Annotated in this window: 25 protein-coding genes; 16 read left to right on the forward strand and 9 right to left on the reverse strand. The window is 68.3% G+C overall.

Going from position 1 to position 20,650, the window contains the following annotated elements; all coding sequences use genetic code 11:
• The first annotated feature begins 34 nt into the window (after positions 1-34).
• From A5727_RS07310 to A5727_RS07320, 3 genes are read left to right on the forward strand one after another with little or no spacing between them, the layout of a single operon-like run.
• Positions 35-1,963: a flavin-containing monooxygenase gene (locus A5727_RS07310; RefSeq protein ID WP_068246899.1), complete on the forward strand. Its 1,929-nt coding sequence runs from the start codon at positions 35-37 to the stop codon at positions 1,961-1,963.
• Between the two features lie 16 nt (positions 1,964-1,979).
• Entirely contained in the window at positions 1,980-3,005 is a 1,026-nt protein-coding gene (locus tag A5727_RS07315) for a zinc-binding dehydrogenase (RefSeq protein WP_068246902.1), read from the forward strand.
• Positions 3,002-4,129: a glycoside hydrolase family 183 protein gene (locus A5727_RS07320; protein WP_082949651.1), complete on the forward strand. Its 1,128-nt coding sequence runs from the start codon at positions 3,002-3,004 to the stop codon at positions 4,127-4,129. The genes A5727_RS07315 and A5727_RS07320 overlap by 4 nt, the downstream gene beginning before the upstream one ends.
• Here the strand turns inward: A5727_RS07320 and A5727_RS07325 are convergent.
• From A5727_RS07325 to A5727_RS07340, 4 genes are all read right to left on the reverse strand, one after another.
• Positions 4,096-4,395, reverse strand: a complete 300-nt coding sequence (locus tag A5727_RS07325) for a hypothetical protein (RefSeq protein WP_068246905.1) — start codon at positions 4,393-4,395, stop codon at positions 4,096-4,098. The two genes, A5727_RS07320 and A5727_RS07325, sit on opposite strands and share 34 nt — an antisense overlap.
• 136 nt (positions 4,396-4,531) lie before the next feature.
• The gene (locus tag A5727_RS07330) at positions 4,532-4,918 is read right to left on the reverse strand and encodes a heme-binding protein (protein ID WP_068246907.1); all 387 of its coding nucleotides are present in this window, start codon (positions 4,916-4,918) and stop codon (positions 4,532-4,534) included.
• A gap of 77 nt (positions 4,919-4,995) precedes the next feature.
• Entirely contained in the window at positions 4,996-5,535 is a 540-nt protein-coding gene (locus A5727_RS07335) for a cysteine hydrolase family protein (protein WP_068246910.1), read from the reverse strand.
• A 6-nt stretch (positions 5,536-5,541) separates the two neighbouring features.
• Positions 5,542-6,087, reverse strand: coding sequence for a type 1 glutamine amidotransferase domain-containing protein (locus A5727_RS07340; RefSeq protein ID WP_068246913.1), 546 nt, complete (start codon positions 6,085-6,087; stop codon positions 5,542-5,544).
• An 89-nt stretch (positions 6,088-6,176) separates the two neighbouring features.
• Between A5727_RS07340 and A5727_RS07345 the strand changes: the two genes are divergently transcribed.
• The 3 genes from A5727_RS07345 to A5727_RS07355 are packed head-to-tail and all read left to right on the forward strand — an operon-like array spanning position 6,177 to position 9,473.
• The gene (locus tag A5727_RS07345) at positions 6,177-6,386 is read left to right on the forward strand and encodes a hypothetical protein (protein ID WP_068246916.1); all 210 of its coding nucleotides are present in this window, start codon (positions 6,177-6,179) and stop codon (positions 6,384-6,386) included.
• 7 nt (positions 6,387-6,393) lie between these two features.
• Positions 6,394-7,113, forward strand: coding sequence for a beta-phosphoglucomutase family hydrolase (locus A5727_RS07350; protein WP_068246919.1), 720 nt, complete (start codon positions 6,394-6,396; stop codon positions 7,111-7,113).
• On the forward strand, positions 7,113-9,473 hold the full coding sequence (locus A5727_RS07355) for a glycoside hydrolase family 65 protein (RefSeq protein WP_068247081.1): 2,361 nt from the start codon (positions 7,113-7,115) through the stop codon (positions 9,471-9,473). Before A5727_RS07350 ends, A5727_RS07355 begins: the two co-directional genes overlap by 1 nt.
• Before the next feature lie 3 nt (positions 9,474-9,476).
• Here the strand turns inward: A5727_RS07355 and A5727_RS27385 are convergent, their stop codons facing one another.
• The gene (locus tag A5727_RS27385) at positions 9,477-9,623 is read right to left on the reverse strand and encodes a hypothetical protein (RefSeq protein WP_157521272.1); all 147 of its coding nucleotides are present in this window, start codon (positions 9,621-9,623) and stop codon (positions 9,477-9,479) included.
• 168 nt (positions 9,624-9,791) lie between these two features.
• Between A5727_RS27385 and A5727_RS07360 the strand changes: the two genes are divergently transcribed.
• From A5727_RS07360 to A5727_RS07370, 4 genes are all read left to right on the forward strand, one after another.
• Positions 9,792-10,490 carry an HAD family hydrolase gene (locus tag A5727_RS07360; RefSeq protein ID WP_068246922.1) on the forward strand — a complete coding sequence of 233 codons (699 nt, stop codon included), beginning with the start codon at positions 9,792-9,794 and terminating at the stop codon, positions 10,488-10,490.
• A 41-nt stretch (positions 10,491-10,531) separates the two neighbouring features.
• The gene (locus A5727_RS27800; RefSeq protein ID WP_197507614.1) at positions 10,532-10,696 is read left to right on the forward strand and encodes a hypothetical protein; all 165 of its coding nucleotides are present in this window, start codon (positions 10,532-10,534) and stop codon (positions 10,694-10,696) included.
• A 42-nt stretch (positions 10,697-10,738) separates the two neighbouring features.
• A complete protein-coding gene (locus A5727_RS07365; RefSeq protein ID WP_068246925.1) occupies positions 10,739-11,080 on the forward strand; it encodes a hypothetical protein in 342 nt (113 codons plus the stop codon).
• Positions 11,081-11,216: 136 nt separating this feature from the next.
• Positions 11,217-12,104: an alpha/beta fold hydrolase gene (locus A5727_RS07370; protein WP_068246928.1), complete on the forward strand. Its 888-nt coding sequence runs from the start codon at positions 11,217-11,219 to the stop codon at positions 12,102-12,104.
• Between the two features lie 16 nt (positions 12,105-12,120).
• Here A5727_RS07370 and A5727_RS07375 read toward each other — a convergent pair whose 3' ends face one another.
• Positions 12,121-12,267, reverse strand: a complete 147-nt coding sequence (locus A5727_RS07375) for a DUF1059 domain-containing protein (RefSeq protein ID WP_068246931.1) — start codon at positions 12,265-12,267, stop codon at positions 12,121-12,123.
• A 48-nt stretch (positions 12,268-12,315) separates the two neighbouring features.
• On the opposite strand from A5727_RS07375, the gene A5727_RS07380 reads away from it, so the two are divergent.
• Together A5727_RS07380 and A5727_RS07385 are read left to right on the forward strand one after the other, a co-directional pair.
• Positions 12,316-13,611 carry an acyl-CoA dehydrogenase family protein gene (locus A5727_RS07380; RefSeq protein WP_068246934.1) on the forward strand — a complete coding sequence of 432 codons (1,296 nt, stop codon included), beginning with the start codon at positions 12,316-12,318 and terminating at the stop codon, positions 13,609-13,611.
• Positions 13,612-13,659: 48 nt separating this feature from the next.
• Entirely contained in the window at positions 13,660-14,406 is a 747-nt protein-coding gene (locus tag A5727_RS07385; protein WP_197507615.1) for a sulfite exporter TauE/SafE family protein, read from the forward strand.
• A gap of 85 nt (positions 14,407-14,491) precedes the next feature.
• On the opposite strand, the gene A5727_RS07390 is transcribed toward A5727_RS07385, so the two are convergent.
• From A5727_RS07390 to A5727_RS07400, 3 genes are read right to left on the reverse strand one after another with little or no spacing between them, the layout of a single operon-like run.
• Positions 14,492-14,947, reverse strand: a complete 456-nt coding sequence (locus A5727_RS07390) for a MaoC family dehydratase (RefSeq protein WP_068246937.1) — start codon at positions 14,945-14,947, stop codon at positions 14,492-14,494.
• Positions 14,948-14,960: 13 nt separating this feature from the next.
• Positions 14,961-15,791, reverse strand: coding sequence for an acyl-CoA thioesterase (locus tag A5727_RS07395; protein ID WP_068246940.1), 831 nt, complete (start codon positions 15,789-15,791; stop codon positions 14,961-14,963).
• Positions 15,788-17,029 carry a CoA transferase gene (locus tag A5727_RS07400; RefSeq protein WP_068246943.1) on the reverse strand — a complete coding sequence of 414 codons (1,242 nt, stop codon included), beginning with the start codon at positions 17,027-17,029 and terminating at the stop codon, positions 15,788-15,790. The genes A5727_RS07395 and A5727_RS07400 overlap by 4 nt, the downstream gene beginning before the upstream one ends.
• 108 nt (positions 17,030-17,137) lie before the next feature.
• On the opposite strand from A5727_RS07400, the gene A5727_RS07405 reads away from it, so the two are divergent.
• The 4 genes from A5727_RS07405 to A5727_RS07420 all read left to right on the forward strand — a co-directional run bounded on the left by A5727_RS07405 (position 17,138) and on the right by A5727_RS07420 (position 20,447).
• Positions 17,138-17,743: a TetR/AcrR family transcriptional regulator gene (locus A5727_RS07405; protein ID WP_068246947.1), complete on the forward strand. Its 606-nt coding sequence runs from the start codon at positions 17,138-17,140 to the stop codon at positions 17,741-17,743.
• Positions 17,743-18,546, forward strand: a complete 804-nt coding sequence (locus tag A5727_RS07410) for an SDR family NAD(P)-dependent oxidoreductase (RefSeq protein ID WP_068246950.1) — start codon at positions 17,743-17,745, stop codon at positions 18,544-18,546. Before A5727_RS07405 ends, A5727_RS07410 begins: the two co-directional genes overlap by 1 nt.
• Before the next feature lies 1 nt (position 18,547).
• Positions 18,548-19,042 (forward strand): metallophosphoesterase family protein, encoded by a 495-nt coding sequence (locus tag A5727_RS07415; protein ID WP_068246953.1) that lies wholly within the window; start codon positions 18,548-18,550, stop codon positions 19,040-19,042.
• A 190-nt stretch (positions 19,043-19,232) separates the two neighbouring features.
• Positions 19,233-20,447 carry a low temperature requirement protein A gene (locus A5727_RS07420; RefSeq protein ID WP_068246957.1) on the forward strand — a complete coding sequence of 405 codons (1,215 nt, stop codon included), beginning with the start codon at positions 19,233-19,235 and terminating at the stop codon, positions 20,445-20,447.
• Positions 20,448-20,650 lie beyond the last annotated feature (203 nt).

Raw genomic sequence — 20,650 nt, forward strand, 5'->3', positions numbered from 1 at the left:
TCACAGATGATGCGCCGTCCACTAACCTCGGCTGATGCGTAACCCGCACGCCGGCGTCCCGTTCGACACCCCCGACGCGGAAATCGCGGCTGCGCTCCACGACGTGTCGATTCCGACACTCCTGCTGTCGTGCGTACACATGACCGGCGATCCCAGCCTGCTCGACGGGCCCCTGCACCCGGCGGGGTTGTTCCTCAACGAGGTGCAGGGCTACATGTCGGAGGAGGACAAGGCCGCCGCACGGGCGCTGGCGCTCGACGTGATCCGCGACTACCGCGACCGTGGCTGCCCTGAACCCGACCCCGTCGACCCGGCACTGCTCAAACGCATGATGGAGTGGCTTGTCTGCGCTGAGGTCCCCGACGAGTACGTGCCGATGATGCTCGAGGAGATGGAACTCGACGGCCGTGACGCGCGTGCGACCGGCTTCGAGTCGGATGCCCAGGTGCGCGCCGACTTCCCGGTGCTGGTCGTGGGCTGCGGCCAGTCTGGCCTGCTGGCCGCGATCCGGCTTCGCGAGGCGGGTATCCCGTTCACGGTGATCGAGAAGAACGCCGGTGTCGGGGGAACGTGGTGGGAGAACACCTATCCCGGTGCCCGCGTCGACGTCGGAAACCACTTCTACTGCTACAGCTTCGAACCCGATGACCACTGGACCGAGTTCTTCGCCCAGCAGCCCGAACTGCAGGCCTACTTCCAGGGCGTGATGGAACGCCACGGGATCACCGAGCACGTCCGGTTCAGCACCACGGTGCACAGCGCCACCTGGGACGAGACGACGAGCACGTGGTCGGTGCTCACCAGCGCGGCCGACGGCTCCGTCGAGACGTTGCGCGCCCGGGCCGTGATCAGCGCCGTCGGCCAGCTCAACACTCCGCACATCCCTGAATTCCGCGGCGCCGAGGGGTTTTCCGGCCCCGCCTTCCACACCGCCCGCTGGCGGCACGACGTCGACCTGACCGGCAAGCACGTCGCCCTGATCGGCGCAGGCGCGACCGGCTTCCAGGTGGCCCCGGCGATCGCCGAGGAGGTCAAGAGCCTCACGGTCTTTCAGCGCACCGCGCAGTGGATGTTCCCCAATCCGAACTACCACGCCGCCGTCGGTCCCGGCGTGCGATGGGCACTGCGGCACCTGCCGTTCTACGGCCGGTGGTACCGCTTCCTGATCTTCTGGCCCGGCTGTGACACCGGGCTGGCCGCGGCCAAGGTCGACCCCGACTGGCCAGACCAGCAGCGCGCGGTCAGCGCGGCCAACGATCTTGCCCGGATGATGTTCACCGAGTGGATCACCAGTCAGGTCGGAGACGACCCCGACCTGCTGGACAAGGTCATCCCCGACTATCCCGCGACCGGCAAACGGACGCTGCAGGACAACGGCAGCTGGTTGCGCACCCTCAGGCGTGACAATGTCGAGTTGGTGCGCACTCCGATCGACCACATCGAGCCCGATGCCGTGGTCACCTCCGACGGCGTCGCCCACCCCGCCGAGATCCTGGTGTACGCGACCGGTTTCCGCGTCAACGACATGGTGTCGTCGATGAAGGTCTACGGCCGCGGTGGGGTGGAACTGCAGGACGCGTGGGCCGGCCGCCCCGCCGCCCACCTGGGAATCACCATCCCCGGCTTCCCCAACTTCTTCTGCCTCTACGGTCCCGGCACCAATCTGGCCAGCGGCGGCAGCCTGATCTTCCACTCCGAGTGCGAGGTTCGCTACATCATGGGCTGCCTGGACCACCTCCTGGCGACCGGTCAGCACGCGATGGAACCGCGTCAGGAGAGCTGTGACGACTGGTACGCGCGCTCCCAGGCCGAACTGGCGACCCTGGTCTGGTCGCAGCCCAGCGTCAAGCACAGCTTCTACAAGGACGATGCCGGACTCGTCCATTCGCTGAGTCCCTGGCGGCTCGTCGACTACTGGACATGGACGCGCCGGCCCGACCCAGAGGACTTCGTGTTCTCCTGACCAGCAAGGAATGTGAATGCGCACCGTCGTGATTGACGCACCCGGACAGATCCGCGTCGACACCCGTCCCGATCCCGGACTTCCGGGCCCGAACGGGGCCGTCGTCCAGGTCACCGCCGCCGCGATCTGCGGTTCCGACCTGCACTTCTACGAAGGCGACTATCCCCTGATCGAACCCGTGGCGCTGGGGCACGAAGCCATCGGCACCGTCGTTGACAAGGGCCCCGACGTCCACACGGTCGAGGTCGGCGACCTCGTGCTGGTGTCGTCGGTCGCCGGATGCGGTCAGTGCGTCGGATGCGCGACCCAGGACCCGATCACCTGCCTGTCCGGGCCACAGGTGTTCGGCTCGGGTGGCCTGGGCGGCGCGCAGTCCGAACTGCTGGCCGTCCCCGCTGCCGACTTCCAACTTCTGCGGATCCCCGACGGCATCGACACCGAAGAGGCGCTGCTGCTGACCGATAATCTGGCCACCGGATGGGCCGCCGCACAGCGGGCCGACATCCCCCCGGGCGGGACCGTCGTGGTCCTGGGACTCGGCGCGGTGGGCCTGTGCGCGGTACGCAGCGCCATCGCGCAGGGCGCGGGTGCGGTGTTCGCGGTGGATCCGGTCGAGGGACGACGCGAGCGCGCCGCGCGGTCGGGCGCCACCCCGCTGGCGCCCCCGGCCCTGCAGACGGTGCTCGACGCCACCGGTGGTCGCGGTGCGGCCGCCGTGATCGACGCCGTCGGCAATGACACCACCATGAACGACGCGCTGACACTGGTCCGCGCGGGCGGCACGGTGTCGGTGGTGGGTGTGCACGACCTCAATCCGTTCCCGTTCCCCGCGACACTGAGCCTGATCCGCAGCATCACACTGCGCATGACCACCGCACCCGTGCAGCGCACCTGGCCGGAGCTGATCCCGCTGGTTCAGTCGGGTCGCCTCGACACCAGCGGAATCTTCACCCACACGATGCCCCTCGAGGAGGCCGCGGCCGGCTACGCAGCGGTGGCGGCGCGCACCGCGGACTGCGTCAAGGTGACCCTGACCCCATGAGCCTGTTCTCGCGGCTGCGCGGACGGGACCCGTTCGCACAGGCCGCGCTGCCGCGGTCGTCCACCGCGGACGGCAAGATCGCCGACCTCACGGGGCCGGGGATCACCGACAGGTGGGGCGTGACCGCCACCGACCTCGGTGCCGTGGTGCGCGCCGCCGACGGCGGACTCGTCGCGGTGTTCGGCGACACGTTCTCCGGACGCGCTGTGGGCCAAGGCGATTGGCGCTCACCGGTGATCCTCATCGGGTCGGGCGATGCCCGCACCCCGATCGTCTGGGAGAAGGCCGGCGGTCCGGATCCCAACTACGCCCGTCAACTGCGGCACTACATCCACGACTGCGGCCCACGCTGGGACCGAGGCGGCATCAGCACCGTGCTGCCCTCGGACCTGCTGCGGGTGGAGGACATGCTCTACCTGCACGTCATCGTCAATCGTGGCTTCCCACACGTCATCTGGACCGAAATCTGGTCCTCGGCGGACCACGGCGTGACGTGGGAGCACATGGGCGAGGCCGCGAAGTTCCCGTCCGACCTCTACGACGGACACGCGCAGTTGTGGTCGTGGGACTACGACCCTGACGACGGCTGGGTCTACGTGATGTCCACCGGTTTTCAGCGTGACAAGGGCGTCATCCTGCGCCGGGTGCGCCCCGGTCACATCGGCGACGGCAGCCGATATCAGGCCTGGGGCCGCACCGGCAACCGGTGGAGTTGGGGCACCGACGCGTCGGTGCTGACACCCGACGGCGAGCGGTGGGGTGAACTGTCGTTTCGACGACTGGGTCCCCGAATGTGGGTGCTGGGCGGCTTCCTGGCCTCCGAATACGCGCTGGGATACCGGACCCTGTCCGCGCCGACGTCGTCATTGCACCGAACGCCCCTGCAGAAACCCGTGCTGGGCTGCCGGTGGCACGAGGAGAACCACATCGACTGCCGGGTCGCGCAGTTGTACGGCGGGTATGTCCTGCCCGGGTCCCGACCCGGCGCCCCCGGCGGAGTGGGTCTGGTGGTGTCGCATTGGCACACCGACCGGGGCTGGCCCTATCGGGTCATGCAGTTCCGCACGACGCTGCGCGACACCACCGGGCGTCAGTACGCGGAGTCTTCGTCGACCACGTCGTAGAACGACTCTCCGTCCTCGGGAGTACCGTCGATCTGCCCTCGGTGCCTGCGGGTCGGCCGAGCCGGCGGGGCCTCGGATCGCCGCACGGTGTCGGGTTCCTCGGCCGCCAACTTCTCGTCGAGGGTCTGATCCTCACTCGCGTCGATCCAGCGTTCGGGCGGATCGACGACGGTGTCGCCGTCGTCGTTGCGCACCTCGTCGGAATCGAGGGATTCGCTCGGACTCAGAGTGCCGTCCGGACCGTCGTCGTCATAGTCGCCGTCCATTCAGCCGAGTCTAGGAGTTCCCTGGGCCCGCGACCAGGGTCCAGGCCCGTGCATCCTGCCCAGAACGGCGCGCGGATCTGAAATGGCGGTGATCCAGCAGAGATCACAGCCCGCAGCGACAATTCGGTCTCAGAACTCAGCCCGCCTGGAACTCGTTGAACGCGTCCACCAGGTAGCTGGGCAATCCGCCGGTGCCGCAGCGGTTCTGCAGGTCCACAAGAGGCGCGGTGATGCCCTTGAGATCCAGATACTGGCCCGGGTTGGCCATGAAGTAGTCGCGCACGGTCGCCCGTGCCTGATCCATCGGTTGAGCGCGGGCCTCACTGAGCACCCGGTCGGTCTCGGGATGCGCGACCAGGTACTGACTGGCCGCACCGGACACCGAACTGATGGTGCCCGCCGCCTCCGAGACCGTGCACGGGGCCGCGCCCGCGGCAGGTGCGACGAACGTGGCGACGGCCCCCGCCGCGGCCATGGATCCAATGAGGAAACCGCCCACCCGGCGGCACGAACCGATGTTCATCTGCAGTCCTTCACATCCGTACCCCGACCCGCAACTGCAACTGCAGGTACCCCGGTGCCGACACCGGCAAACTCGGCTCAGTCCAGGCAGGTGGCGGCCTTCGCGATCTCAGCACCCATGTTGCGCTCCATCATCTGCAGCGCGGATCGGCCCAGGCCGGCATCGATGTGGGCGACGGCGTCGCTCGGGACGACCACGTCGAAATGGCGCACATACGCGTCCAGTGCGCTGTAGAGGATGCACTGCTCGGTCACCTGCCCGGTCAGCACCACCCGCCGGGTCTCCAACCGGCCCAACAGGTACGCCAACGGCGACGCATAGAAGGCGCTGTGCCGGACCTTGGTCAGGAATCTCACCCCTGGGTCGGGGACCACGGGCCGGACCAGGTCCGGTCGGTCGCCGTCGAGTGCGGCCTGCACCAGATCGCTGGGCTGCGCCGCGAAGTCCCCGTAGTTGTCGTTGACGTAGATCAGGTCCACGTCCTCGCGGTGTCGGGCCGTCGCCACAAGTTCGGCGAGCGGCGAGACGATGTCAGCGACGTTGGGGATCAACAGTTCCGCGTCTGGGTGCTGGTAAGCGTTCATCATGTCGATCACGAGCACCGCAGTGTCAGCCACGGCGGGTCACTCGCGGGCGAGGGCGTCGACGACGGCCGCACAGAACGCGGGCAGGTCGTCGGGCGTGCGACTCGTGATGAGGTTGCCGTCGATCACGACCTCCTTGTCCACCACGGTGGCACCGGCGTTGCGGAGGTCGGTGCGGAGGCTGGGATACGACGTCAGGGTTCGCCCATCGGCCACCCCGGCCTCGACCAGGGTCCACGGGCCGTGACAGATCACGCCGACGGGTTTCCCGGACTGCACGAAGTCGCGTACGAACGACACCGCCGCCTCATCGAGTCGCAGCTTGTCGGCGTTGACCGTCCCACCCGGGACGATCAACCCGTCGAACTCGTCGACCGTCGCGGCACCGACCTCGCGATCGACGGGGAACTGACCGGCCGGCTCCAGATCATGGTCACGCGCGTCGATGCTGCCCGACTCCAGCGACAACAGTTCGACATCGGCTCCCGCGTCGCTGACCGCGGTCCGCGGCTCTTCGAGTTCACGCCTCTCAACCCCGTCGGTCGCCAGGATCGCGATTCTCTTGGTGCGCAGGCTCTCGGACATGGTTGCACCTCCTCGACCCCTCACCTACCCACTCCTGGGCCGTTCACACCTGACGTGTCGTAGTCGCCCCTGATGGGTAGCCTCGGACCATGAGCACCGACTCGTCGGTCGAGTACGTCGCGCCCCCGGAGATCCGCCGGGGCGATGTCATCGAGGATCCGGTCGGACACCGCTGGGTGACGGTCAACGGGATCCAGCTGAGTTCCGATTCGGCGAGCGGCGCCTTCAGCTTCTACGGCACAGGCCCCGACGACCGGGTCACCTTCAACGGAACCGAATCGGTCAAACGACAGAAGTGAGGCGCACGTGTTGGGTCTGCCGGACACCATCCGGGCGTGTCTGTTCGACCTCGACGGTGTGTTGACCGACACGGCGAGCGTGCACCGTCAGGCATGGAAAGCGATGTTCGACGATTTCCTGCGCACCCGCGGCGACCAGCGCCCCTTCGACGACGAGGACTACCGCGCCCACGTCGACGGCCGCACCCGTGAGGACGGCGTGCGCAGCTTCCTGACCAGCCGGGGCATCACGCTGCCGGAGGGCAGCGCCGACGATGGCCCCGACGCGGGAACGGTGTACGGCCTGGCCAACCGCAAGAACCGGCAGTTCCACGAACGCCTCCGGCACGGCGTCACGGTGTTCCCGGGCACCCGGCCCTACCTTCAGGCCGTCACCGAAGCGGGACTGGGGGTCGCGGTGGTGTCCTCGAGCGCCAACACCGCCGAGATCCTCGACATCACCGGCCTCGCGCAGTACGTCGACTGCCGGGTGGACGGTGTGACCATCCGGACCGAGGGTCTGGCCGGCAAGCCGGCCCCGGACTCGTTTCTGCGCGCCGCAGAACTGCTGCACGTCGCACCGACCGACGCCGCGGTCTTCGAGGACGCGATCTCCGGCGTCCAGGCGGGACGGGCCGGGAAATTCGGTCTGGTGGTGGGAGTCGACCGAGTCGGCGATCCGGAGTCGTTGCGGCGCAACGGAGCCGATGTCGTCGTCGCCGATCTGGGAGATCTTCTGGCGGCATGATGATCTCCGAGGAGTCGTTCCCCATAGAGCCCTGGTGTGTCCGCGAGACCGCGCTGCACCTCAGCGTGCTGGCGCAGACCGAATCAGTGTTCGCGCTGTCCAACGGGCACATCGGTTTACGCGGAAACCTTGACGAGGGAGAACCGTACGGCCTGCCCGGGACCTACCTGAACTCGTTCTTCGAGGTGCGTCCGCTGCCCTACGCCGAGGCCGGGTACAGCTATCCCGAGGAGGGACAGTCGATCATCGACGTCACGAACGGCAAGGTGCTGCGCCTGCTGGTGGACGACGAACCGTTCGACGTCCGGTACGGCGAACTGCCCGAACACGAACGGACACTGGATCTTCGGGCGGGCGTGCTCCGGCGGCGGGCACGGTGGTGCTCCCCGGCGGGCAAACAGGTCGAGGTGCGGTCCACGCGCCTGGTGTCGCTCACGCAGCGCAGCATCGCGGCCATCGAGTACACCGTGACGGCGGTGGACCAGTTCACCCGTGTCACAGTCCAATCCGAACTGGTGGCCAACGAGGACCAGCCGGAGCCCTCGGCCGACCCGCGGGTGGCGGCGGTGCTGCGCGCGCCGCTTGAGGCGGTCGCCCACGAGGGCGGAGATCAGGACGCCATGCTGGTTCACCGCACGCGGGCCAGTGGCCTGACGATGGCCGCGGCCATGGACCACATCGTCGAGGTGCCGGGCCGGGTCGAGGTGTCCACCATGACCAGCGCCGACCTGGCCCCCACGACGGTGATCTGCGGCCTGCGGCCAGGGCAGACGCTGCGCATCGTCAAGTTCCTGTCCTACGGCTGGTCCAGCCTGCGCTCTCGCCCCGCGTTGCGCGATCAGGTCGCCGGGGCATTGACGGGTGCGCGGTACACGGGGTGGGAGGGCCTGCTCGACGCGCAGCGCGCCTACCTCGACGACTTCTGGGACAGCGCCGACGTCGAAGTCGAAGGTGACCCGCACTGCCAGCAGGCGGTGCGGTTCGGGCTGTTCCACGTGCTGCAGGCCAGCGCCCGCGCCGAGCGTCGCGCCATTCCCGGCAAGGGACTCACCGGCACCGGCTACGACGGGCACGCGTTCTGGGACACCGAGGGCTACGTGCTTCCGGTCCTCACCTACACCGCCCCCCGCGCCGCCGCGGATTCCCTCCGTTGGCGCGCTTCGACTCTGGATCTGGCCCGGGACCGAGCCGCCGAACTCACCCTGGAGGGTGCGACGTTCCCGTGGCGGACCATCCGGGGACAGGAGTGCTCCGCGTACTGGCCTGCCGGTACGGCGGCCTGGCACGTGAACGCCGACATCGCCCTGGCGTTCGAGCGCTACCGGATCGTCACCGGCGATCAGTCGCTGGAGGCCGAGTGCGGCGTCGACGTGCTCGTCGAGACCGCCCGTCTGTGGCATTCGCTGGGCCACCACGACCGGCACGGCAGGTGGCACATCGACGGCGTCACCGGCCCCGATGAGTACACCGCCGTCGTGAACGACAACGTGTTCACCAACCTGATGGCCGCGCACAACCTTCGGGCCGCCGCGGCGGCCTGCAACCGCCATCCCGAGATCGCACAACGCCTTTCGGTGACTCTCGAGGAGACCGCGGCGTGGTGCGATGCCGCGGACGCGGTGCACATCCCCTACGACGAGGAACTGAGGGTGCATCAGCAGTGCGAGGGGTTCACCCGGATGCGCGAATGGGACTTCACGGCCGACACGGCCTATCCGCTGCTGCTGCATCAACCCTATGTCCGGCTGTACTCGTCGCAGGTGCTCAAACAGGCCGACCTGGTGCTGGCGATGCACTGGCTCGGGCATCACTTCACCGATGAGCAGAAGGCGCGCAACGTCGACTATTACGAGCGACGAACCACGCGCGACTCCTCGCTGTCTGCGTGCACCCAAGCCGTGCTGTGCGCCGAGGTGGGACATCTCGAGCTCGCGCACGACTACACCGCCGAGGCCGCCATGATCGATCTTCGCGATCTGCACCACAACACCCGGGATGGCCTGCACATGGCGTCACTGGCCGGTGCGTGGACCGCGCTGGTCGGTGGGTTCGGCGGACTCCGCGACGACGCGGAGATTCTGACGCTGAACCCTCAGCTGCCCTCGGGGATCTCCCGGTTGACGTTCCGCCTGCGCTGGCGCAGCTTCCGCGTCACCGCCGACGTCTGCCATGAGACCGCGACCTACACGCTGCGTGACGGTCCGCACGGTCGGCTGGCCATCCGGCATTCCGGCGAGGACGTCGAATTGACGACCGACGCCCCCGTCACACTGCCGGTCCGCCGCAGAACTCCACTGCTTCCGACGCCGGAACAACCACCGGGACGCGCTCCCGCGCACCGGCACGGCGAGCGCAACTGACCGTCAGTCGGGTGGTTCCTGCCCGCCCTGTGGAGTGGTCTCGCCGTCGACCGCACCGTCCTCGCCCTGGGTCGCCGAGGTGTCGGCGGCGGTGCGGTCCTTGTCCTCGTGGTCGTCCTCGTCGAGATAGATTCCGCGTCCGCGCGGCATGGTATCCCCTTTCGTCGCGACAACGGTTACCCAGCAGCCGGTCATGGCTCACGCGGATAGCGATTCCGCCCGGCCCAAACGACGGTTTTGCACGGGCCCGCCGGGGGAATCCCTGCCCAGACGGCAGGCCGAACATCGGAGCGCATCCTGGACACGAACTCGACGACCATGCATCGCCAGAATCGGATGGACGCTCCGGCGGTGCTGTTCGACGTCGACGGCACCCTGGTGGACTCCAACTACGTCCACGTGCACGCGTGGGTGCGCGCCTTCGCCGCAGAGGACGTGCCGGTCGAGGCCTGGCGCATTCATCGCAGCATCGGCATGGACGGCGACACCCTGCTGCAGACCCTCGCCGGTGACGAGTCGGATGAGGTCCGTCGCCGACTCAAGGAGCGGCACAGCCTCTTTCACCGCGAGGCCAGCGGCCTGCTGCGGCCGCTGCCGGGTGCACGTGAGCTGCTCCACCACCTCGCCCACGATGGCGCACAGGTGGTGCTCGCGACGTCTGCACCCGAGGACGAACTCGCCATTCTGCGCGACGTGTTGGACTGCGATGACGTGGTCACCGCCGTGACGTCATCGGCCGACGTGGACACGGCCAAACCCGAGCCCGACATCATCGCGGTGGCCTTGGACCGGGTCGGTGCGACAGCTGATCGCGCGGTGTTCATCGGCGACGCGGTGTGGGACATGCAGGCCTGTGTGCGTGCGGGACTGCGCTGCATCGGCGTCCGCAGCGGTGGTGTCGGCGACGAACTTCTCGAGGCCGGCGCCGAGTCGGTGTTCGACAATGCGCAGGACCTGCTCGACCACCTGGCCAGCACACCGATCTCCACCCTGACCGGCTCAACGCAGCGGGTTTGACCTCGGCGGCCACGTGGTACGCGGCAGCAAGGAGGTGCAGGATGTCGGGTCCCCGAAATGAGAAGGCCGAAGAGGATGTGGAAACCGATCCGCATGTCGCGGGGTCGCGCGACAGCGGCGATGACGACACCTACGTCGGCCGGAGGTCGTCAGACGAGGACTTCGACGCCGGCGAGACCGGCGCTGAGAGGCGCGCGGAGAGCTGAGCGGGAGTCTGTTGTGCCACACCGACAGGAGCGGGCGATCACGTGACTGAACAGACCGGCACGGCGACCGAACGTCCCAGACGTGCCAACGCGGTGCTCAATTGGGCGCTGGCGCTGACGACGATCCTGGGCGCGGCCGCGGTGGAGATCTTCGCCTATGTACAGGTTCTCGGCACAGCAGGGTGCAGTGACCGCGCCTGCCCGCGGCTCGGTCCGGGCGAAATCGGTTACACCGTCATCGTTTACGGCGCGCCGATCGTCGCGGTGTTGGCCATCGTGCTGTCGTTCGCCACCGCGCGACACCCCAAGGCCATCCTGGTCCCCGTGATCGCCTGGGCCCTTCTGCTCGCGGCGTTCCTGGTGCTCGTCGTCAGCTTTCCCTGAGCCTTTTCCTGGGTCCGCCCAGACAGTGATCGAATCGTTATCCTGCCTGGTCACGGGCCTGCCCCAGCACCCCGGACAGGTGTTGGTTACCCGCCAGTAACCAAACGTACAGGCCGCTCGGTTACCGTCGGTGGGCATGAATGATCTCGGTTTCAGTCCTGCTTTCGTGGACCTGCACGGTTCGCGCGTCGCGTACCGGGACTCCGGTGCAGGCAGCGGCCCCGAAACGCTGCTCCTGCTGCACGGCATGGCCGGAGGTTCAGACGACTGGCTGGGAGTGCTTCCCACCCTCGCTCGCGATGCCCGCGTCATCGCCCCCGATCTGCTCGGACACGGCCTGTCGGACAAACCGCGCGGCGACTGCTCCCTGAGCACGCTCGCGGTGTGGGTCCGGGACCTCCTCGACGCGCTCAACGTCCCGCGCGTGACCGTGGTCGGTCATTCGTTGGCCGGTGGCATCGCCATGCAGTTCGCCCACCAGCACCGTGACCGCTGTGATCGCGTGGTCCTGATCGGCAGCGGTGGCCTGGGCCAGGATCTCGGCTGGATGCTGCGGGTGCTGTCGGCACCGGGCGCCGAACACCTGATCCCGGCCGTCACTCCCAAACCGGTCGTGACGGCGGGCAATGCCGTGCGGGACTGGCTGACCGCCGCCGGGGTCCGCGCGCCGCGTGCCGCCGAGATGTGGAGCACCTACAGCGCGATCGCCGATCCCGACACCCGGTACTCGCTCATGCGCACGCTGCGGTCGGTGCTCGACGTCCGCGATCAACCGGTCACGGCCCTGACTCGGCTCAGCGAGTCCGCCCCGATGCCGGTGCTGCTGGTGTGGGGAGAGGAGGACGGGGTGATCCCCGTGGCGCACGGCCGCGACGCGCATCTGGCACTGCCCGGAAGCCGCCTCGAGGTCATGCCCGGCATCGGCCACCATCCGCACATCGAGGCCCCGCAACGCGTCGCCGACATCCTGCGGGACTTCCTCGCCTCGACCGAGCGGCGATCGATCACGCTGACCCGCTGCTAGCCCATGAGGCGGCGGGTCAGAACGCGATGAACAGGATCTCGTCGCGCGAGTATTCGTGCCCGGGATGGTTCTCGGAGAGGTGCTTCTGAGTCTTCTCGACCAGGTCGTCTTCGTCGGTTCCGACGATCGATTCGCCGCAGGGGCAGTTCAGGTGAGTCTTCATGCCTAAGTGTCTACCTGACCGCTGTCGTGTGCGGTAGACACGGTACCCATGTGGGACTTCGAAACCGACCCGGACTATCAGGCCAAGCTTGACTGGGTCGACGAGTTCATGCGGCGCGATGTCGAACCCCTGGACCTGCTTCCACTCGATCCGTACGACAAACAGAACCCACGCGTCATGACACTGCTGCGCCCCCTGCAGCAGCGGGTCCGGGACCAGGGCCTGTGGGCCGCGCATTTGAAACCTGAACTCGGCGGGCAGGGCTACGGCCAGGTCAAGCTGGCCCTGCTCAACGAGATCATCGGGCGATCCCGGTGGGCTCCGACGGTCTTCGGCAGTCAGGCCCCCGACTCCGGCAACGCCGAGATCCTGGCGCTGTTCGGCACCGACGAGCAGAAGCAGCGCTACCTGGCACCCCTGCTGGCCGGCGACATCAGTTCGTGTTACTCGATGACGGAACCGCAGGGCGGATCCGACCCCGGCCTGTTCGTCACGAGGGCCGAGCGGGACGGGGACTCGTGGGTGATCAACGGCGAGAAGTGGTTCTCATCGAACGCGCGGCACGCCAGCTTCTTCATCGTGATGGCCGTGACCAACCCCGAAGCCCGCACCCGCGACAAGATGTCACTGTTCATCGTCCCGGCGCAGACCCCTGGCATCGAGATCGTCCGCAATGTCGCGGTGGGGTCTGAAAGCACCGAACACGGCACACACGGCTACGTGCGCTACACCGATGTCCGGGTGCCGCTCGACCATGTGCTGGGCGGCGAGGGGCAGGCGTTCGCCATCGCGCAGACCAGGCTCGGCGGCGGCCGTATCCATCACGCGATGCGCACCATCGCGATGGCCCGGCGAGCGTTCGACATGATGTGCGAACGCGCGGTGTCGCGACAGACACGACAGGGTCCGCTGTCGAATTTTCAACTGACACAGGACAAGATCGCCGACAGTTGGCTGCAGATCGAGCAGTTTCGGCTGCTGGTGCTGCGCACCGCGTGGTTGATCGACAAACACCACGACTATCAGATGGTGCGCCGCGACATCGCGGCCGTGAAGGTCGCGATGCCCCAGGTGCTCCACGACGTCGTGCAGCGGGCGATGCACCTGCACGGTGCGTTGGGCGTGTCCAACGAGATGCCGTTCGTGCGAATGATGGTGGCCGCGGAGTCGTTGGCGATCGCCGACGGCCCCACCGAGGTGCACAAGCTCACCCTCGCGCGTCGCACGCTGCGCGAGTACGAGCCCGTCGACACGATGTTCCCGTCCGCGCACATCCCCACGCTGCGCGAGGAGGCGCGGGCCCGACTCGCCGAACTCCTCGAACTCGACGTCGCCGAACTCTGACGCCCCGCTTCGCAGCCGGCCCGAACCTGTGACACGCTGGCCAATGACATGAATTGGCTGCTGTTGTTCGTCGCGGGCGTCGCCGGCGGACTGACCGGCAGCATCGCGGGCCTCGCCTCGGTGGCCACCTACCCCGCTCTGCTCGCCGTGGGCCTGCCGCCCGTGACGGCCAACGTGACCAACACCGTGGCCCTGGTGTTCAACGGGGTCGGCTCAATTCTGGGCTCGCGGCCCGAGTTGAAGGGGCAGGGCCGCTTCCTGCTGCGCATCGCACCGCTGACTCTGCTCGGCGGTGCGGCGGGCGCGCTTCTGCTGTTGTCCACTCCCGCAGAGGGGTTCGAGAAGATCGTGCCCATCCTGTTGGGCGGTGCGGCGCTCGCGATCCTCCTGCCCCACCGGCCGCCGGCCACCGACGACATGGGCCGGCGCAGCCGGCTGGCCCTGATCCTCGAGGGCGCGGCGGTCTTCGCGATCGCCGTGTACGGCGGCTATTTCGGCGCCGCGGCCGGTGTGCTCCTGCTGGCCCTGTTCCTGCGGATGGGGCATGCCACGCTCGCCCACGCCAACGCGTCGAAGAATGTCCTGCTGGGCCTGTCGAACGGCGTCGCCGCGCTGATCTTCGCGGTGGTCGCGCCGGTCCAGTGGGGCGCCGTGGCAGCGCTGGGGGCGGGCTGCCTGCTGGGGTCGCGACTGGGCCCCGTCGTGGTGCGCCATGCACCGGCGACGCCGATGCGACTGCTGATCGGGGCGGCCGGCGTGGCACTGGCAATCTCGCTGGGCCTGGAGGCCTACTGACGCCCACCGACGCCGAGAAGAGCCTGCTGTACACAAACCACCAGGTCGGCGGTGCATCAGGCTCTTCTCGGCGACAAATCCAGAGTCAGAACATGTAGCGCAGGATGCTCTCGGCCACGCAGGCCGGCTTGTCGCTGCCCTCGACCTCGAACCTCGTCGCGACGGTCAGCTGCAGTGCGCCGTTGCCGAGGTCCTCGACCTTCTGCAGCGTGGCGGTCCCTCGGACCTTCGATCCGACCGGCACGGGCGACGGGAAGCGAACCTTGTTCAGGCCGTAGTTGATCGCCAGCTTGATGCCCTCGACCGAGAAGATCTGGTGCATCACGACCGGCACGAGCGACAGCGTCATGAAGCCGTGCGCAATGGTCTGGCCGAACGGCCCCTTCGCGGCCCTCTCGGGGTCGACGTGGATCCACTGGTGGTCACCGGTGGCGTCGGCGAACTGGTTGACGGCCTCCTGGGTGATGGTCAACCAGTCACTGGTGCCCAGTTCCTGACCTTCGGCGGCCTGCAGTTCCGCTGCGGAGGTGAAGGTGCGCATGAGCGGTTCCTCTCTACTTTGTTGGGGTTGGTGAATTTTCCGGATCGCGCGCCGCAATGACGCCCTCCTGGACCAGAGTCGCGCACACGTCGCCGTCGTCCCCGATCAGGCTCGCGGTGACGACGCCGCGCCCGCGGGCACCCGCGGGCGAACGTGACTCCAGCAGGTTCCACCGGTCTGCCCGCAGCGGTCGGTGGAACCAGACGGATGCGTCGGTCGTGCCGCTGCGATGTGTGCGGTCGCGCATCGTGTGACCGTGGACCCGAAGGGCCGGGTCGATCATGTAGACGTCGGTGACGAACAGCGCGAGGCAGGCATGAGTGAGCGCGTCATCAGGCACCGGAACCGTTGTGCGCCACCAGAGCCGGCGCAGGAAGTCCTGACCCTCGCCGGAGTCCGACACCCTGATGTCGAGTTCGTCGAGCGGCAGTCCGGGCGCGGGACCCGCGGGACCGGTGGGCTCGAGTCCTTCGGGATCCTGCGGCAGTTGTTCGATGTGGCCGTGCTCGGGCCCGTCCATGGCGCGTGAGAAGGACACTGTCGCGGTGGTCATGACGCGCCCCGCCTGACGCGCCACCACCCGCCGGGTCTTGGCGGTGCGCCCGTCATACGTGCGCTCGACCTCGTAGTCCGTGGGTTCGGTCGGGTCACCGCCGCGCAGGAACGTCAGGTGCAGGCTCGTGGGCAGCGCCCCGGCGTCATCGACGGTGCGGGCCGCGGCGGCCAGCGACTGGGCCAGGAACTGACCGCCGTAGGCTCGTTTGCCCGCGGGTCCGTGGCCGAAGCCGACCCAGACGTCGGAACCCGCGTCACGCAGGGCGAGGACGTCCAGGAGTGCGCTCATGACGCCCCCTCGCCGGACGGCCCTGCCACTGCTCCGGTCTCGGCGAGCGCCGCGACGTCCGCGGCGGACATCCCCAAGCGCTCGGTCAGCACGGTCTCGGTGTGGTCCCCGAGGGCCGGTGCCGGCACAGCGGGTGCGTGGACGCCGTCGATGATCAGCGGCAGACCGGGCGCAAGGTGCTCGCCGATGCGGGGTTGATCCAGCAACGAGAACAACGGATTGGCTGTGACTTTCGGATCGGCACTGGTCTCGGTGAAGGTGCGGTAGCGCTCCCAGAGAATCGACGTGCCGGCCAGGCCCGCGGCGACCTCCTCGCCCGTGTGCTCGGCGAACCACACGCTGAACAGGCCCGTCAGCGCTTCGCGGTGCCGGTAGCGCTGGCCCTCGTCGTTGAAGTCGGCCTCGAGTGCTTCGGCAAGGGCGGCAACGGCTTTGGCTGTGCCCGTGAGTTCGGTCAGGTCGCGGAAGTGCCGCGGTGTCAGCGCGACCAGCATGAAGGAGACACCGTCGGCGCTGGTGAAGTTAGCCCCGTACTGGCCGTAGAGCGAGTTGCCCAGCCGTTGCCGCTGCGATCCGGTGACCATGGGTTCGGTGAGGAATCCGAGATTCCCGGCCGTGGCCAGTGCGACATCCTCGAGCGGCAGCCTGATCCGACTGCCCGCTCCGGTGGTGTCGCGGTGCCGAAGGGCGCTGACGATGCCCAGCGCCGCGTACAGACCGCACGCGACATCCCAGGCCGGCAGCACATGGTTGACCGGGCCGGCCTCGGTCGCGGGGCCCGTGACAAGCGGGAACCCCACGCCCGCGTTGACGGTATAGTCCACGCCGGTGCCGCCGTCGGCCCTACCGGACACCTCGAGATGGATCAGATCCGGTCGGCGGGCGACCAACGCGTCGTAGCCGTGCCAGTCCCGGCCCACCACGTTGGTGATGAGGATGCCGCCTTTGGGACCGCCCTCGGCGATCAGCCGGGCGATGACCTCCTGGCCCTCGGTCGAGCGCATGTCGACCGCGACCGACCGTTTGCCCTTGTTGAGACCGGCCCAGTAGATGCTGGTGCCGTCGTCGGTCAGGGGCCAGCGGCGATAGTCCGCGGCGCCGCCGATCGGGTCCACCCGGATCACCTCGGCGCCGAGTTGCGCCAGCGTCATGCCGGCCAACGGCACGGCGACGAAACTCGAGATCTCGACAACCCGCACCCCCGCGAGTGGACTGATCGATATCGGGGCTTCAGTCATTCTGACTCCCTGTGCGGATCCAATGAGGCCGACATCACTTCGGCGTTAGTCAACCAGCACGGGCGTGACAGCTGACATACCGGTACCACCGGCGCCTATCCTTCCCTCGTGAGGTCTCGGATTGACGCTGCGATTGAGCGTGCCCTCGATGCGCGTCAGCGTGAGGCCACCGAGGAGGTCGAGCGGATCCTGACCGCCGCGCTCGCGGTCGTCGAGCGCACTGCACCCGCTCCGCCCAAGGTCAGTGACATCGTGGCCGCCGCAGGCACCTCCAACGCCGCGTTCTACCGGTATTTCACGGGCAAGGATGAACTGCTCCTGGCCGTGATGGAGCGCGGCGTCGCCATCACCGCGGCCTATCTGGAGCGGGAAATGGGCCGCCACGACGACCCAGCACACAAGATCCGGGCGTGGGTCGTAGGCGCTCTCGGCCAGGTCGGGGACCTGCGCCGCACCGAACGCAGTCGCGCCGTCTTGAGCCAGTTCGCCTCGATCCCGGACGGTCAGATCACCGCGCCGATGCGTGACCTGTTGGTGGCCCCACTGATCGCCCTCGGCTCGATCGACCCCGAACGCGACGCAGACGCGCTGTTCACGACGGTCAGCGGGGTGATTCGGCGCCACGCCGCGGCGATCACCTCACCGACGGCCGAGGAGATCGACCATCTGGTGCGCTTCTGCCTGGCGGCCGTCGACACCGAAGGGACACAGTGATGGCGATCAATCCCGGACAGGTGTCACTGGCCGGCCGAGTCGCGATCGTCACCGGCGGCGGAGCAGGCATCGGACGCGGGATCGCCGAGGGGCTTCGCGCCTTCGGCGCCCAGGTGGCGAGCCGCGGGGATCCCGAAAGCTGCGGCGCGGCGGCCGAATCCATGTCGGCGCTGGGCATCACCGTCGACGTCCGCGACGAGGCGGGAGTCGATGACGCGCTGAGTCGCACCGAGGCCGAACTCGGGACACCGTCGATCCTGGTCAACAACGCGGGCGGCGTGTTCCGCTCGGCACTGCTGGACACCTCCGCCAACGGCTGGGATGCGCTGTACCGCAGCAATCTTCGACACGTCCTGCTGTGCACGCAGCGGGTGGCCCGCGCTATGGCGGCCGCCGGCCTGCCCGGCAGCATCATCAACGTCACCTCGATCGAGGGGGTCCGCGCCGCGCCGGGTTACGCGGCGTACGCCGCGGCCAAGGCCGGCGTCATCAACTACACCCAGACGGCGGCACTCGAACTGGCGCCGCACGGCATCAGGGTCAACGCACTGGCCCCGGACATCACGCTGACCGAGGGACTGGCGGCACTGGCCACCGAGAACCACGCCGACAGGATGGCCCAGATCGTCCCCGCGGGCCGCCCCGGCCATGTCGACGACCTCGCGGGCGCGGCGGTGTTCCTGGCCGGCCCGTTGTCGTCCTACATCACGGGTCAGACCCTGCACGTCGATGGCGGCACCCACGCCGCCGGCGGCTGGTACCACCAACCCAGCACCGGCGACTACGTCCTCGGACCGTGCTGACATGCGCCTGCTGCTCATCTCCGACACGCATGTGCCCAAGCGCGCCAAGGACCTGCCCGCCGCGGTGTGGGACGAGGTCGACCGCGCCGACGTCGTCATTCATGCGGGTGACTGGGTGGACGTCGCGCTGCTCGACGCGCTTGAGGCCCGCGCGTCGGCGCTCGTCGCCTGCTGGGGCAACAACGACGGACCCGACCTGCGAGCGCGTCTCCCCGAGCGCGCCGACGTCATCCTGGGCGGGGTCCGGTTCACCGTCACCCACGAGACGGGTGCGTCGGCCGGGCGTGAGGCGCGCATGTCGAAGCTCTACCCCGACACCGATGTGCTGGTGTTCGGCCACAGCCACATCCCGTGGGACACCACCACTTCGACCGGGTTGCGGCTGCTCAATCCCGGATCGCCCACCGACCGGCGCCGGCAGCCGGCCCACACGTACATGACGGCGACAGCGTCCGAGGGCGCGCTGTCCGACGTCACGCTGCACACCCTGCCCTGAGGGTATGGCCTCGTGCGGTAGCGACACCCGCCGCCGAGAAGAGGCGCGAGAACAGTCGACCTGGGAGTTTCTGTTCGGCAGGCTCTTCTCGGCGTCCATGGTGCGGTTTGCCAGCCGGTGGCACCATGGACCGGTGACCGGAGTCGGACCAGACCGCAGACACCTGTCCCCCGCCCACCACCTGCGGCGAATGTCGGGCCGTGACCCCCACGAGGAGCACAGGGCCGCAACGCCTCTGGAGTTGCTGTTCGACCTGACCTTCGTCATCGCATTCGGTGTCGCCGCATCGGAGTTCGCGCATCTGCTGGCTGCCAACCACGTCGGCGCGGCCCTGGCGGGTTTCGTGTTCTCGGTGTTCGCGGTCTGCTGGGCGTGGATCAACTTCACGTGGTTCGCCTCGGCCTACGACACCGACGACTGGGCCTATCGAGTCACGACCATGCTCCAGATGGTCGGCGTGATCATCCTGGCTCTCGGCATTCCGCCGACGTACAGCTCGATAGCCGCAGGTGAGCACGTCGACAACCGGGTCATGATCGCCGGCTACGTGGTGATGCGGATCGCCCTGCTGTTCCAGTGGTTACGCGCGGCCCGCCAGGATCGTGCCCGCCGGGCGGCGTGCCTGACCTACGCCGTGGCGATCACCGTCGCACAGATCGGCTGGATCGCCGTCATCATCCTCAACACCTCGGTCGAGGTCACCCTGCTGCTCTATGTGGTGCTCGCCGCGGTCGAGTTCGCGGGCCCGCGGATCGCCGAACGCGTCAAGGGCGGCACCCCGTGGCACCCCCATCACATCGCCGAGCGCTACAGCCTGCTCGTCATCATCGCCCTCGGCGAGGGTGTGGTGGGGACGGTCGCGTCGCTGTCGGCGCTGATCGGTGAGCGGGGCTGGACCGTCGACACCGCACTGCTCGCCGTGGCCGGGACTGGGCTCACGTTCGGCCTGTGGTGGGTGTACTTCGTCGTACCGGCAGCGCCGCTGCTCGACGCGCGCCCCGCGTCATCGTTCGTGTTCGGTTACGGGCACATCCCGATCTTCGGCGCGATCGTCGCCACCGGCGCCGGACTGCACGTCGCGGCGTACTACATCGAGCATCACTCCGAACTCAACTCCGTCGACACAGTGCTGACGGTCGCGGTCCCGGTCGCCGTGTATCTGCTCTGCGTCTTCGTGCTCTACATGTATCTGGTCCGCCGCCTCGACGCGTTCCATGTGCTGCTGCTGGTCGGTGCCGCGCTGGTGCTGGTGGCCGCCGTGGTGCTGGCCGACCGGGGTGTCGACATGGCGGTGTGCCTGTTGGTGGTCATGGCGGCGCCCATCGTCGTGGTCATCGGTTACGAGCTCATCGGACATGGGCGTGCCGTCGACGCCGTCGACGAGGCCATGTCACGGGAGTTGTGACCCCCGTCCGCACCCGGTGCTGCAGACCCGACGTGTGCTGGGCGAATGCTGCCCGGAAAGGCCACGCGGCCAGGCGAACACGCCGGGTGATGGTCACAACGCGGTGACGAATCGGCCTCCGGGCTTTATCCCAATCGTTTCCTAACCGCGACAGCGTCACGGGGTTTTCCGAGCGCGGACGCCGGGAAACACATGATTCACTT

It is taken from the genome of Mycobacterium sp. ACS4331 (genome assembly GCF_001667265.1).
GTDB lineage: Bacteria > Actinomycetota > Actinomycetes > Mycobacteriales > Mycobacteriaceae > Mycobacterium.